This is a genomic window from Mesorhizobium sp. M0478, from assembly GCF_040321305.1.
GTDB lineage: Bacteria > Pseudomonadota > Alphaproteobacteria > Rhizobiales > Rhizobiaceae > Mesorhizobium.
In genome coordinates, this window is the sequence record NZ_JAMYRH010000004.1 from 28,478 (window position 1) to 41,911 (window position 13,434).

General features: G+C 63.6%; 14 protein-coding genes. 4 read left to right on the top strand and 10 right to left on the bottom strand.

All coding sequences use genetic code 11. The annotated features are described in order from the left end of the window. Positions 1 to 2: 2 nt before the first annotated feature. Complete coding sequence (locus tag NKI64_RS11325) at positions 3 to 569, bottom strand: helix-turn-helix domain-containing protein (RefSeq protein WP_352668012.1); 567 nt, start codon at positions 567 to 569, stop codon at positions 3 to 5. Between the two features lie 152 nt (positions 570 to 721). Between NKI64_RS11325 and NKI64_RS11330 the strand changes: the two genes are divergently transcribed. Next, positions 722 to 2,554, top strand: a complete 1,833-nt coding sequence (locus tag NKI64_RS11330) for an ATP-binding protein (RefSeq protein ID WP_352668014.1) — start codon at positions 722 to 724, stop codon at positions 2,552 to 2,554. Positions 2,555 to 2,830: 276 nt separating this feature from the next. Here the strand turns inward: NKI64_RS11330 and NKI64_RS11335 are convergent, their stop codons facing one another. Both NKI64_RS11335 and miaA read right to left on the bottom strand, forming a co-directional pair. After that, positions 2,831 to 3,622, bottom strand: coding sequence for a GGDEF domain-containing protein (locus NKI64_RS11335; RefSeq protein ID WP_023690907.1), 792 nt, complete (start codon positions 3,620 to 3,622; stop codon positions 2,831 to 2,833). A gap of 131 nt (positions 3,623 to 3,753) precedes the next feature. Beyond that, positions 3,754 to 4,737, bottom strand: a complete 984-nt coding sequence (gene miaA, locus NKI64_RS11340; RefSeq protein ID WP_023705523.1) for a tRNA (adenosine(37)-N6)-dimethylallyltransferase MiaA — start codon at positions 4,735 to 4,737, stop codon at positions 3,754 to 3,756. On the opposite strand from miaA, the gene serB reads away from it, so the two are divergent. Next, a complete protein-coding gene (gene serB / locus NKI64_RS11345) occupies positions 4,727 to 5,614 on the top strand; it encodes a phosphoserine phosphatase SerB (protein WP_023705524.1) in 888 nt (295 codons plus the stop codon). The two genes, miaA and serB, sit on opposite strands and share 11 nt — an antisense overlap. Continuing rightward, the gene (locus NKI64_RS11350; RefSeq protein ID WP_023699045.1) at positions 5,611 to 6,183 is read left to right on the top strand and encodes a GNAT family N-acetyltransferase; all 573 of its coding nucleotides are present in this window, start codon (positions 5,611 to 5,613) and stop codon (positions 6,181 to 6,183) included. Before serB ends, NKI64_RS11350 begins: the two co-directional genes overlap by 4 nt. Before the next feature lie 46 nt (positions 6,184 to 6,229). On the opposite strand, the gene NKI64_RS11355 is transcribed toward NKI64_RS11350, so the two are convergent. The 6 genes from NKI64_RS11355 to NKI64_RS11380 form a co-directional block, all read right to left on the bottom strand. Next, positions 6,230 to 7,747, bottom strand: coding sequence for a DegQ family serine endoprotease (locus NKI64_RS11355; RefSeq protein ID WP_023668334.1), 1,518 nt, complete (start codon positions 7,745 to 7,747; stop codon positions 6,230 to 6,232). A 238-nt stretch (positions 7,748 to 7,985) separates the two neighbouring features. Next, complete coding sequence (locus tag NKI64_RS11360; protein ID WP_023668333.1) at positions 7,986 to 8,171, bottom strand: DUF2065 domain-containing protein; 186 nt, start codon at positions 8,169 to 8,171, stop codon at positions 7,986 to 7,988. A 4-nt stretch (positions 8,172 to 8,175) separates the two neighbouring features. Further along, positions 8,176 to 9,153, bottom strand: a complete 978-nt coding sequence (gene hflC / locus NKI64_RS11365) for a protease modulator HflC (protein ID WP_023682089.1) — start codon at positions 9,151 to 9,153, stop codon at positions 8,176 to 8,178. Then, positions 9,153 to 10,262, bottom strand: a complete 1,110-nt coding sequence (gene hflK / locus NKI64_RS11370; RefSeq protein ID WP_023682090.1) for an FtsH protease activity modulator HflK — start codon at positions 10,260 to 10,262, stop codon at positions 9,153 to 9,155. The genes hflC and hflK overlap by 1 nt, the downstream gene beginning before the upstream one ends. A gap of 144 nt (positions 10,263 to 10,406) precedes the next feature. Beyond that, entirely contained in the window at positions 10,407 to 10,925 is a 519-nt protein-coding gene (locus tag NKI64_RS11375) for a dihydrofolate reductase (protein WP_023667408.1), read from the bottom strand. Beyond that, complete coding sequence (locus NKI64_RS11380; protein ID WP_023690904.1) at positions 10,925 to 11,941, bottom strand: DUF4424 domain-containing protein; 1,017 nt, start codon at positions 11,939 to 11,941, stop codon at positions 10,925 to 10,927. The genes NKI64_RS11375 and NKI64_RS11380 overlap by 1 nt, the downstream gene beginning before the upstream one ends. Positions 11,942 to 12,088: 147 nt before the next feature. Between NKI64_RS11380 and cobF the strand changes: the two genes are divergently transcribed. Further along, positions 12,089 to 12,862 (top strand): precorrin-6A synthase (deacetylating), encoded by a 774-nt coding sequence (cobF, locus tag NKI64_RS11385; protein WP_023667410.1) that lies wholly within the window; start codon positions 12,089 to 12,091, stop codon positions 12,860 to 12,862. Positions 12,863 to 13,064: 202 nt separating this feature from the next. On the opposite strand, the gene NKI64_RS11390 is transcribed toward cobF, so the two are convergent. Next, positions 13,065 to 13,406, bottom strand: coding sequence for a winged helix-turn-helix domain-containing protein (locus NKI64_RS11390; protein ID WP_023667411.1), 342 nt, complete (start codon positions 13,404 to 13,406; stop codon positions 13,065 to 13,067). Between the last annotated feature and the right edge of the window lie 28 nt (positions 13,407 to 13,434).

A 13,434-nucleotide genomic window follows, 5' to 3' on the forward strand; every position in this document is an offset into this window, starting at 1 on the left:
TTTCAGCCCCTGACCAGCGCGACCAGATAGTCGGCCGGCTGCGGTCCGACGGCATGGAACGTGCAGTCCGACGGCGCGCCGAGCGCCAGGCAGTCGCCGGGCTCGAGCCTGTGCACGACATCGCCCTCGGTGAACTCAAGTCGCCCGGAGATCAGCCACATCTGCTGCTTGATGAAGGCATAGGACGCCGCCGGGAAGCTCACATTGGCGCCCGCCGGCAACTGCACCCGGATCAATTCGAGCGGCGTGTCGGAAACCGGCGACAGATGCCGACGGACATAGCCCGTACCGGGGTCGCGCCAAACCGGCTGCTCACTCTCGCGCAGCAGGCCGCCACCTTGCTGCTCGGCGCGTGCAATCAGCGTCGACAGCGTCATGCCGAAAGCAGCGGCGATGCGCACCAGCAGCGCGGCCGTCGGGCTGGTCATGCCGCGCTCGATGGTGCTGAGCATGGCTTTGGAGACGCCGGAGCGGTTCGCCAGGTCGGCCAACGACCAGTCCCGCAAGGCTCTTTCGGCGTGGATTCGTCTGCCTATCGTGGCCGACATGTCATTCGCTATATCAGTCATTCGTCCAATATATCGAATCTTCGGATTGGGGGAAGAGGCCGGCCGGTTGAATTTTCGCTGACGGGTTAACCCCTGCTACACCATCCCGCATCACGCCACCTTAACCCCGTCTGTGTAGGATCGAGGCTCCACGGGAATGGGGATCGGATCGTATGTTTGTCGAGCGCGAAGCCTCCGTCGGCGAACCGACCTCGCAGGAGCGCCGCCGCGCAGAGCAGAGCGACAAGCGCATTCTCGGCAACGTCGTGCAGTGCGACGGTGCGCGCGCCACCATCAGCGCCTATGCCGACGACATCGAAGGAGCGGTCACCGGCCTGTGGACCGTCGGCAAGATGATCTCCATCAATCTCGGGACATCGCGCACCGTTGGTCTGGTCTACGAAATCGGCAAATCGGATCGCGCCTGGAGCAATGAGGGACAAAATCCCATCGAGGTCAGCGTCGAGCTGATCGGCGAAGTGCGCGACGGCGCCGAACCGGGGGCCAAACCGGTGTTCGACCGCGGCATCACCACCTATCCGCATATCGGCGCCATAGCGCACCGCATCCGTACCCGTGATCTGCAGGCGGTCTACGATCTCGCCGGGCGTCATTCGATCACCATCGGTACGCTGTCGCAGGATGAGTCGATCGACGCCAACATCGCTATCGAGGACACGCTGGCGCGCCATTTTGCCGTTGTCGGCACAACCGGCGTCGGCAAATCCACCGCCGTCTCGCTGCTGCTGCGCAAATCGATCGCGGCCCGGCCCGATCTGCGCATCCTCATCCTCGATCCGCACAATGAATTCGCGGCGTCCCTGCCTGAGTTCTGCGTCCGGGTCGATTCCAAGACGCTTGACCTGCCGTTCTGGATGTTCAGGCTCGAAGAATTCGCCGAAGTGCTGTTTCGCGGCCGAGAGGTCGTGCCGGAAGAAGTCGATGTCCTGCGCGACCTGATCCCCGCCGCCAAGAACCTCTATCGCAATCCCAATTCAGGCTCCTATGTGCGCCGCGGCAGCGATGCGCTGACCGCCGACACACCGGTGCCCTACCGAATGGTCGATCTCATCAAGCAGATCGACGAGCGCATGGGCCTCCTGGAAAGCAAGAACGACCGCCCGACGCTGAAATCGCTGAAGACGCGCATCGAATCTGCCGCGTCCGACCCGCGCTATCGCTTCATGTTCAATTCGCGGCTGATCGAGGACACGATCCACGAGACGATCGGCAATATTTTCCGTGTGCCGCATCATGGCCGCCCGGTGACCTGCTTCGAGATGGCCGGCATGCCGTCCGAAGTGGTCAACTCCGTCTGTTCGGTGCTGGCGCGCCTGGCGTTCGACCTTGCGCTGTGGAGCGAGGGCCGGCTGAAGCTGCTGTTGCTGTGCGAAGAAGCGCACCGCTACATGCCGGCCGATCCACGCCTTGGCTTCGCCCCGACAAGGCATGCACTGTCGCGCATCGCCAAGGAAGGCCGCAAATATGGCTGCTATCTCGGCGTCGTCACCCAGCGCCCGGGTGAACTCGATCCGACCATCCTGTCGCAATGCTCGACCTTTTTCGCCATGCGGCTGGCCAACGAGCAGGACCAGGCAATCATCCGCTCGGCGATCGCCGATTCCTCCGCCTCGACGCTGGCCTTCCTGTCCTCCATGGGCCAGCGCGAAGCCATCGCCTTCGGTGAAGGCGTGGCGACGACCATGCGGCTGAAGTTCGAAAAACTGGCGGAGAACCTGATCCCCGGCACCGCCAAGCGAGAGCAGGACGAGTTCTCGCAGGACGGCAACGACGTCGATCTCGCCGCCATCGTCGAGCGGCTGCGCAACGTCCCGAAACCGCAGCAGCAGATGGCCTTCGCCGAAGCAGTGGATTCCGGCCGCCAGGCCGGCGATCCCGATTACCGCAAGCCGGCGACCGCCCAGCGCGTCCAGCCGGACGACGATTTCGACCTGCGCTACGGCCTCAAGCCCACAACCTTCGGCATGCGCCCGCAGAACGATTAGCCTGCACACCCTTCTGGCCACCGGCAAGCCGCGTCAACTTCCGAGATCAGCTTCGTCAGCCAGCTTGGGTAAATCACGCCAGAAAATTCGTCAGGCTGAGTCGGTCGGTGTCGACTTCGAGAACCGGAGCGGAGCGGACATTGAGTCCGTGAGCACCGGCCTACGCCGGCCGTAGCCATAGCTGCCGCCACCACCTCATGAGTGCTTCGGCCGGCGAAGGCCGGAAGCGCAGAAGACGGCATCAAACGGCCAGCCTCACGGATTTAATGCCGGGATTTAGGCGCAGACGCGGTTGCGGCCTTGCCTCTTCGCCTCGTAGAGCTGGCGGTCGGCGCGGCGGTAGAATTCCTCGGCCGTTTCCTTCCGATCCCAGACGGCAAGACCGACGCTGGTGGTGATCTTGAGGCGGACATTGCCCGACAGCACCGACATGTTGGCAATCGCCTTGCGGATGCGTTCGGCGAACTTCCCCAACAACTCCGCGTCCATGTTGGGGGTGACAACGGCGAACTCTTCGCCGCCGAGCCGCGCCACCACGTCGTGATAGCGCGTCATGCCTTTGAGGCAATTGGCGACTGCCCTCAGCACCTCGTCGCCGACATCGTGGCCATGCGTGTCGTTGACCTGCTTGAAATGATCGAGGTCGAGGATCATCAGCCCGACGGGCTTTTCGATGCGGCGGAATTCCTCGAGATATTCCTTCAGCGCATCGTCGAAATAGCGCCGGTTCTGCATGCCGGTAAGGCCGTCGGTCAATGCCGCATGCTGCAGCGTTTCCGAGCGGGCGCTGAGCGAAACCGTCATGGCGCGCAGCTTGCCCTCTTCCGTCGCCTGCCTACGGATCAACGGGTAGATGAAGAACACGCCGAAGAACAGCGCTGTCGCCAGCAGCACCCCGGTGACAAACAGCAGCGTGTTGAGATAAGCGATCCTCTCGACCCGGGAAGTCGTATCGTGACCGACCGCGATGGACTGCAATTGACCATAGGCATAAAGCGTCACCAGGCCTGCGGCCAGGATCACGAAAATAAAGACGAAAAATGCGGATTCCGCCTTGTGGAAACGCATCTGCTCCCCGTTGGAAAAGTACCCCCCGGATCTATGGCATGCCGGCGCCTTACGGACGGTTAATCCAGACAACCGGAGCGGGAATGTTCATTCCTACTTCTGTTTCTTTAATTGTATTAGCAGCACGAAAATCAAATCACGGCTTGCAGGCCGTCGCCGGGCCGCAATCTCAGCCATTCCGGTCCCAGCTGATGGCGAAACCACGTCGTTTGCCGTTTGGCATATTGCCGCGTCGCTGCCTTGCAGCGCTCGATGGCCTGAGGAAAGCTGATGTCACCGGCCATGGCGGCCGAAAGTTCGCGAACGCCGATCGCCTTCATCGCCGGCAGCTCGGGATCGAGGCCAAGCGCCGCAAGCCGTTTGACCTCATCGAGCGCGCCGAGATCGAGCATGCGGTCGAACCTTGTTTCGATCCGCTCGACAAGGGCGGCGCGGTCCGGCTCGATAACGAAGAACCGAGCGCTGTCGCGGTCGATCAGCGGCCGGCCGCGTGCTGCCTGCCATTCGAGGATGGAGCGGCCGGATGCATCGAGCACCTCCAGCGCCCGCACGATGCGCTGGCCGTCGGTCGGCTTCAGCTGCATGGCGACCGCCGAATCCTCATGCATCAGGATGCGGTGCAGCTTGGCTGCGCCTTGCTCCTTTAACTCGTAGCGCCAGCGGTCGCGTACCTGCTGCGGAATGTCGGGCATTTCCGAAATGCCCTCGGCAAGTGCGCGAAAATAGAGCCCGGTGCCGCCGACGAAAATCACCGGACGTTCAAAGGCGGCGTCGTCGGGCTGTCGGGCGAGCGTGCCGTCATCGATCAGCTTCATCACGTCGCGCAGCCAGGCGCCGGTGGAATAGGCGGTGGAGGGATGCACGTGGCCATAGAGAAAGTGCGGCGCGCGGCCGAGTTCGGCGGCGCTCGGCCGCGCCGTCAGCACATCGAGCACCGAATAGCCCTGCATGGAATCGGTGTTGACGATGACGCCGCCCTTGCGCTCGGCGAGATCGAGCGCCAGCGCCGACTTGCCGCTGGCTGTCGGCCCGGCTATCAGGATCGCGTTCTTCACGCGGCCCTCGCCCGCCTGCCCGCCCTCGCCTAGCTGCTTGGAAGTCTCGATGCCGCTCATTGCCACGCTTGTGTCCCACCCCCTCCGCCGCGCGATGTCGGCCTCGCTTGCGAATATCGCCTCACGGTCGGTCGGTGCAAGCGCTGTTCGCTGGCTGGGCGATGGCGTCGCCTGCGACCTGGTGCTGCCCGAGGGGGCAGAAGCCGCCGAGGCAAGTGCCGCCTTGCGCACAGCACTTGGCTCCGAGCCGGTCGACGTGATCGTTCAGCAGGCCGAAAGCCGCCGCAAGACAATCCTGCTTGCCGATATGGATTCAACCATGATCGACCAGGAATGCATCGACGAACTCGCCGACGAGATCGGCGTCAAGGACCGCGTTGCCGCCATCACGGCACGCTCGATGAACGGCGAGATCGCTTTCGAGCCGGCGCTGCGTGAACGCGTGGCGCTGCTGAAAGGCCTCGATGCCGCCGTCGTCGGCCGCATCATCGCGAACCGCCTGACGCTGGCGTCGGGCGGCCGCGCCCTGGTGCGGACGATGCGCGCCAATGGCGCCTGGACGGCGCTTGTCTCGGGCGGCTTCGACGTCTTCACCAGCCGTGTCGCCGCCATGCTCGGCTTCCAGGAAAACCGTGCCAACCGCCTGATCGAGGAGAACGGGCGCTTTGCCGGCCTTGTCGCCGAGCCGATCCTCGGCCGTGCCGCCAAGGCCGATGCGCTGAACGATATCTCGGCCCGCCTCGGCCTGACCCCATTCGATGCGATTGCGGTCGGCGACGGCGCCAACGACCTCGACATGATCCGCCTGGCCGGCACCGGTGTCGCGCTCCACGCCAAGCCGGCCGTTGCTGCCGAAGCCAAGGTCCGCATCGACCATGGCGATCTCACCGCACTGCTTTATCTCCAGGGCTACCGCCAGGAAGAGTTCGCCCAATGAAACCGATGCGCACCGAGCGCCTCATCCTGCGCAACTGGGAAGAGCGCGACCGCGAACTATTCCATCGCATCAACTCCGACGAGCGGGTGATGGAATTTTTTCCGTTCCGCCGCGACCGCGCCGAGACGGATGCCAAGATGGACGAGTTTCGGGGCTGGATCGCCGAGGACGGCTTTGGTTTTGCCGCCGCCGAGATCGCCGCGACTGGGGAATGCATCGGCTTCGTCGGCCTCTTAAAGACCGATCACGTGCCGTCCCTGCCCTCCGATACGATCGAGATCGGCTGGCGGTTGGCGCCGGAATTCTGGCGAAAGGGCTATGTCACGGAGGCCTCCGAAGCCTGGCTCGCCTTTGGCTTCGAGACGCTTGACCGGGACGAGATCGTCTCCTTCGCCGTCGCGGCCAACCGCCGCTCGACGGCCGTCATGGAGCGTCTTGGCATGAGCCCTGACCCGGCTCGCGATTTCGACCACCCATCCATCCCTGACAGCCACCCGCACCTCAAGCGGCATGTCCTCTACACCCTGTCGCGCAAGGACTGGCAGGCAAGAAAAAGGGCGGCTAACTAGCCGCCCTTTTCATTTCGAAATCAGATCGTTGCAGGCCTGACCGGACTCAATCCATCCGGATCGTCACGAAGCGCAACTCGCCTGTCTTGGACGCCAGCATCAAGAGCGCATTCTTGCGGCCCTGCTCCTTCAGCGCGCCGATCCGGTCCATCACGTCCTTCGGGGTCGCGACCGATTCCTGGGCGATTTCGGTGATCACCTCGCCGGCCTGGATGCCGCGCTCGGCGGCGGCCGAATCCTTGGTGACGTCGGTGATGACGACGCCGGAGACGTCGGCCGCGATGCCGAATTTTTTCCGTGTGTCGTCATTGAGCTCGCCGACGGTCATGCCGAGCACCGAGGCCGTGGAGACCGCGGGCGCCTTGTCGCCGCCCTTGTCCTCATCGGTAGTGCCGTCCTCACCGGCAGCGACCTTCTCGCCGTCCTCAAGCCGGCCGAGCGTCACCTTCACCGTCTGCTCGACGCCCTTGCGCACGATGATCACGTCGACCGCCTTGCCGACCGGGCTTTCCGCCACGACGCGCGGCAGGTCGCGCATTTCATGGATGTCCTTGCCATCGAACTTGATGATGACGTCGCCGGCGAGAATTGTGCCGTTGTCGACCGGTCCGCCCTTGATGACGCCGGCCACCAGCGCGCCCTTGGCGGTCGCCATGCCGAGGCTCTCGGCGATGTCGTCGGTCACCGGCTGGATGCGCACGCCGAGCCAGCCGCGACGGGTCTCGCCGAACTGGCGCAGCTGGTCGACGACGCCCGAGGCAAGCTGCGAGGGGATGGAGAAACCGATGCCGATCGAGCCGCCCGACGGCGAGATGATCGCCGTGTTGATACCGATGACCTCGCCCAGGCTGTTGAACAGCGGCCCGCCGGAATTGCCGCGGTTGATGGCGGCGTCGGTCTGGATGAAGTCGTCGTAGGGGCCGGAATTGATGTCGCGGTTGCGGGCCGAGACGATGCCGACCGTCACCGTGCCGCCAAGGCCGAACGGATTGCCGATCGCCATCACCCAGTCGCCGACGCGCATCTTGTTGGAATCGCCGAATTTCACCGCCGTCAGCTTGTGGCCCTTCGGGTCGACCTTGAGCACCGCCACGTCGGTCTTGGTGTCGGTGCCGACCAGCGTCGCCTTCAGCGTCACGCCGTCGGAGAAATTCACCTCGATGTCGTCTGCATCGGCGATGACGTGGTTGTTGGTGACGACAATGCCTTGCTCGGCGTCGACCACGAAGCCGGAGCCCAGCGACTGTACCTTTTGCGCGCCGCCATCCTTGTCGCCGCCACGGTTCTTGAAGAAGTCGTCGAAGAAATCTTGGAACGGCGAACCCTCGGGCAGCTGCGGCATCGGCACCGCGCCCGGACCTTCCGTGCCCTTCACGGTCTGCGAGGTCGAGATGTTGACCACCGCACCGAGCAGGCCTTCGGCGAGGTCGGCAACCGAAGCCGGTCCGTCCGCGGCCATCGTCGGCGTCACGAAAGCTGGAACGGCAAGCGCGCCGACCAGAAGTGCCGCAGCACCTGCGATGAACGTCCGCCGCGCCGCGCGCAGAAGGGTGTTGGATGTCATCGAAAGCCTCCCGGATTGCAGAAAAGAAAAGCGCTTCGGCAAAACGCCGCGTCGCGTCATGTTGGCAAGAAATACGGCACGTTTGCGGCTATGGCCACATCAGGAGGATAAATCCTCCGTTACACCTTAGAACGGTTCGCCGTTTCGCGGAAACGGCGAACCGTTCGATCCCTTTGCTTTTACGCAATTCCGGACGGAAAACCGCTCACACTTTCCTGGAATTGCAGATCAGCGGTCCTCAGCCACGCACCAACCAGACGATGCCGACGCCGATGGCGATCGCCACCAGCCCGACGATGCGCAGCGCAATTTCCGGCGTCGACAGCACTTCGCCGGCAAGACGTTTGGCAAGGCCGGGAAAGCCGCCATAGACCAGACCCTCTACGACGAGGACCAGGCCTATGGCCGCAAGGAAATCCTGCACCGCCCTACTGGGCGGGTGCAGGTTGTGCAGCCGGCGCGGCAGGTGCCGTCGCCGGCGCGGCAGGTGCCGTCGCCGGAGCCGCAGGCGCCGCCGGCTTCGCGTCCGTCCCGTCCGGATTGCGGAAGAAGCGGAAGAACTCCGAGTTTGGCGACAGCACCATCGTCGTCCCGGAGTTGTCCAGCGCCGTGCCATAGGCATTCATCGACCGGTAGAAGTCGAAGAACGCCGGATCGCGTTTGTAGGCGTCGGCAAAGGTCGCGCTGCGCTGGGCTTCACCTTCACCACGCAGGATTTCCGATTCCTTGCGCGCTTCGGCGACGATTTCCACCACTTCGCGGTCGGCGCGGGCGGTGATGCGCTGCGCGGCCTCTTTGCCGCGTGCCCTCAGCCGTTCGGCCTCGGCCAAACGTTCGGCCTTCATGCGGTCGAAGGTCTGCTGCGAGACCTCGGCCGTCAGATCGGTTCGGCGGATGCGCACATCCTCGATCTGCAGGCCGAGCGAGGTGGCGTCGGGCCGAAGCTGATCGCGCACTTCGCGCATCATCACGGCCCGCTCTTCCGAAAGCGCCGCCTCGAAGTCGCGCAGACCGTAGACACGGCGCAGCGCCGCATCGAGACGCGTCCTCAGTCGTGCTTCGGCCAGTGTGATCTGACCGGACACGGCTGAGCGGAACACGCGCGGATCCGAGATGCGGTACGCGATGAAAGCGTCGACCTCGTAGAACTTGCCGCCCGAAACCTGGACGCGGATGTTGTCGAGATCGAAGCGCAGCACCCTGTTTTCGATCAATTGCACGCTGTCGGCGTCGAAGAAGGCGAAAGGCGCCTTGAAATAGATGCCGGGTTCATTCTTGACGTCGACAATCTCGCCGAACCGCAGCACGAGTGCCTGCTGGCGCGCATTGACCACGAAGACCGAGGAGTAGAGCAGGAACAGAAGCACGGCCGCGATGACCGCGATGATGGGAAGACGATTGGCCATCACTGGGCTCCTCCCGTGGTCGCAGGCGGCGGCGCCTTCGGTTGCAGTGCCGGCAGCGGCAGATAGGGAACGACCCCTTGCCCATTGCCCTGTTCGACGATCACCTTGTTGGAATCCTTCAGCACCTTCTCCATCGTTTCCAGATAAAGCCGCCGGCGCGTCACATCGGGCGCCTTGGCGTATTCGTCATAGACCGAGATGAAGCGCTGCGCCTCACCTTCGGCTTCCTGGACGACACGGTTCTTGTAGGCTGCCGCGTCCTCGCGGATCTGCGCCGCGGCGCCACGCGCCTGGCCAAGCTTCTGGTTGGAATACTGGTTGGCCTGCTCGACGAACTTGTCTTCGTCCTGCTCGGCGCGCTGCACTTCGTCGAACGCGTCGGCCACTTCACGCGGCGGCGCCGCGTCCTCGATCGAAACCGCGTTGACATTCAGGCCGGCCTTGTAGCCGTCCAGCGTCGTCTGAATGATTTCACGCACCGAGGCGGCAATGCCCTGACGGTCGTCGCGGAAGATGTCCTGGGCCGGTCGCCGGCCGACCGCTTCGCGCATGGCGCTCTCTGCGACCTGCTGCAGCATGCCTTCTGGGTCGGAGACGTCGAACAGATAGGCCCGCGGATCGGAGACCTGATAGGCCACCGAAAACTGGACGTTGACGATGTTCTGGTCGCCGGTAAGCATCAGCCCCGACGAGTTGCCGCTCGTCGCGCCGCCACCACCGATATCGACGAGTTGTTCGGCGATGTTGGCCGTCTCGACGGTTTCGACCGGCCACCAATGGAAATGCAGACCCGGCTGCGACAGCTCCGCCTTCGGCTTGCCGAAGCGCAGCTCGACCGCAACCTCGTCCGGCTGCACGGTGTAGACCGCCTTGAACGCCCACAGCACGATCAGAGCCGCTGCGATCAGCGCAAAGACGGCCGGGCTGGCGCCGCCGCCACCGGGCAGCGCGCGCCGCAGCCGGTCCTGGCCGCGGCGGATGATGTCTTCGAGATCGGGAGGTGACCCCGGCGGGCCGCTAGGCCCCTTCGGTCCCTGCCCCCAGGGTCCCTGATTGTTGCCGCCGCCGCCCCATGGGCCGCCGCCGCCGCTCTTGTCGTTCCAGGGCATGAATGTCCTTTCGCTTGGGATTCCCTCAGCGCCGACGTTGCGGCGCAAATCCAGTTGTTCTTCTATAGGGACGCAGCGATGCGCTTTCAACGCGATCCGCTGCCGAGCATGTCCGTTTTGGACGTTCGCGACCCTTTTATCGTCTCAATGCACGCCGCGGCGTCGCTCGTAAACCGAATAGCGCGTCGCATGGCTGTCCTTTTCACCGGCCGGAACGTCCTGAGCGCTGACAAGGCGCCACAAATCCGGATCGATGTCGGGAAAATGCGCGTCGCCATCGACCGCCGCCAGCACATGGGTGACGTGCAGCCGGTCTGCCAGCGGCAGCGCCTGCGCATAGATCTCGCCGCCGCCGATGATGCAGATTTCGTCGACGCCGGCCATGCAACGCCCGCGCACCGTGGCCAGCTGGATCGCGGCCTCCAGGGAGTGCGCTACCTCGATGCCCTCGGCGCGCCAGGCCTTGTCGCGGGTCACCACGATGTTCAACCTGCCCGGCAGCGGCCGGCCGATGCCTTCATAAGTCTTGCGGCCCATGATGACGGGCTTGCCCATCGTATCGGCCTTGAAGCGCTTGAGATCGGTGGACAGCCGCCACGGTAAGCCGCCGTCGCGCCCGATGACGCCGTTCTGCGCAATGGCGACATAGATCGCGACGTCCATCAGTTGGCTCCCCCGGCGCCGTCATCCGACGGCTCCAAAAGCAATATGTCGATGTTGTGCTCGGGATAGAGATCCTGCGCCGCCGTCTCGAAGGTCGTCGGCCCGACCTTCTTGACATTGTCGCCGCAAAACGAGATCAGCGCTTTCGGATTGCCCTTGTCGACGGTTAGCTTGAACTTGCCGATGCTGCCATTGGCCCAGTTGCCGCCGGTGGTCAGGATATAGGCTATGCGGTTCTCGTAGAAATGCGGATAACCGTCGGCCTTGGCGGCCTGCCGCACCGCATTCTCGAAGCTGTCGTCCATGCAGTAGCGGGTCTTGTAGGTCGTGTACTGGCTGCCCTCGGTGAACTTGCCGTTATAGAAGAAACTCACCGATGACGTGCCGCCGACGCTCGGTTTGTAGCGGTGCGAGACGTGGACATCCTTGTTGGCCGGAAATATCGCGCGCCACCAATAGGTCGAGCGCAACTGCCACCACGGCGTATAGACCTTGTTCGCCTCGGTACCGTCGCTGCCCGTATCCTCGATGATGATGCCGCGGTTTTCCCAATCCTCGGCGACCGTTTTCGGCAGCTTCGCCAGGGCCGCCTTGGCCGCATCGCCGAACGGATTGAACGGCACGTTCTGCGCCTTCAGATCGGCGCCGATATCGATGCCGACAGCGAACACTTTCTGCTCGAGCTGCGGCTTTGCCGGCGCTCCGTCGATCGTCACCTCGAAGCCAAGGAAATTGTCGCTCTGGTTTTCCGGGATGGCCGGCATTTCCTCCGGATTGCCTTCGATGTCCGGCAGCGGAAAAGCGACGATGGCATTTACATCCTTGTCGGTGTTGTTGTGGAAGACGTAGTCGACCGTGATCTTTTCCGGCGAGATATAGAGATCCTCGCTTTGCATCGACACCGCGTCGCTACGCGACAGGATCAGGCCACCTGTGCCGAGTTCGGCGGTCGTATCATTGGCCAGCGCGGGCACGGCTAAAAGCGCCAGCGCTACGGACAGAACATATTGCAACATCGAAGCCCCTCGCCAAGAATGCCGCGACCCTAGCCGTTTCAATGTGGCGTTTCAAAGCCTTCCGTCTCCCAGCAGGACGCCACAGTGTCTGGACACGCCAATCGGCGGTCTGGACTAACAGGTTTCGATCGGGCAGGAGTTCGCGTCATGCGCAAGCTTCTCGTCATCGGCATCGGCGCCGGCAATCCCGACCATATGACCGTGCAGGCCATATCAGGCCTAAACCGGGCGGACGTCCTGTTTATCCCCGACAAGGGGGCGAAGAAGAACGACCTTGCCGAATTGCGCCGCCATATCTGCGACCGTTTCGTCAGCAATCCGAAATCGCGCCGCGTCGAGTTCGACGTGCCGGTGCGCGCCGAGCCGGCGCCTTCCTATCGCTCAACCGTCGATGACTGGCACGAGGCCATCGCCCAGATTTATGAGAGCCTGGTCCGCGACGAACTTGCCGAGGACGGCTGCGGCGCCTTCCTGATCTGGGGCGACCCCTCGCTCTATGACAGCGCGCTGCGCATCCTCGCGCGCGTACGACTGAGGGGCAATGTCGCATTCGAACTGGAGGTCATTCCCGGCATCACCGCCGTCCAGGCGCTAGCCGCCGGCCACAAGATGGCGCTGAACCGCATCGGCGACCCCGTGCTGATCACCACCGGCCGCCGCCTCGCCGAACAAGGCATGCCGCACAATGCCGGCAGCGCCGTGGTCATGCTCGACGGCAAATGCGCCTTCAACACGCTGGCAGACAAGGATCTGATCATCCATTGGGGCGCCTATCTCGGCACACCGGACGAGATCATCGTTTCCGGTCGCCTGGGTGATGTCGGCGAGGAGATTGAGAGGACGAGAGAAGAAGCCCGGAAAAGAAAGGGCTGGATCATGGACACCTATCTGCTGCGTAAAGCAGGAGAGCCCGAGGAATAGCGCGCTCAAAGGTCGAGTTCCTTCGCGCCCCCCTCTGTCCTGCCGGACATCTCCCCCTCTAGTGGGGAGATTGGCCGTCACGGAGGATTTCGCCAATCGCCTAACAGATTAGCGCCCGTCTACGGGCTAGCTGATCTCCCCCCTTGCGGGGGAGATGTCCGGCAGGACAGAGGGGGGTGTGACGGATCGCAAGCTTCAACCCTCACCCAGCATCGATCTCCGCCTGCAAGGCGTCCATATGCGTGGCCGCCGCTGCCGCCGCAGCGCGCTCGATAGCGCGAAAACGGCTGACAACTGCAAGGCCAACTGAGGTCAGCTGTGCGCCGCCACCCTTTTTGCCGCCGGTCTGCGCCGCGACCAGTGGCTTGCCGAACACACGGTTCATATCTTCCACCAGATCCCAGGCGTGCTTGTAGGACATCTCCATGCCGCGTGCCGCAGCCGAGATCGAGCCGAAAGTGGCGATCTGCTCCAGCAATTCGATCTTGCCCGGACCTATGCGCCCGTCCGGATCGAGATTTATCCGCAGGCTCAGCGACGGCATCTCTTGTCCTCCACAGTCACACTAGCCC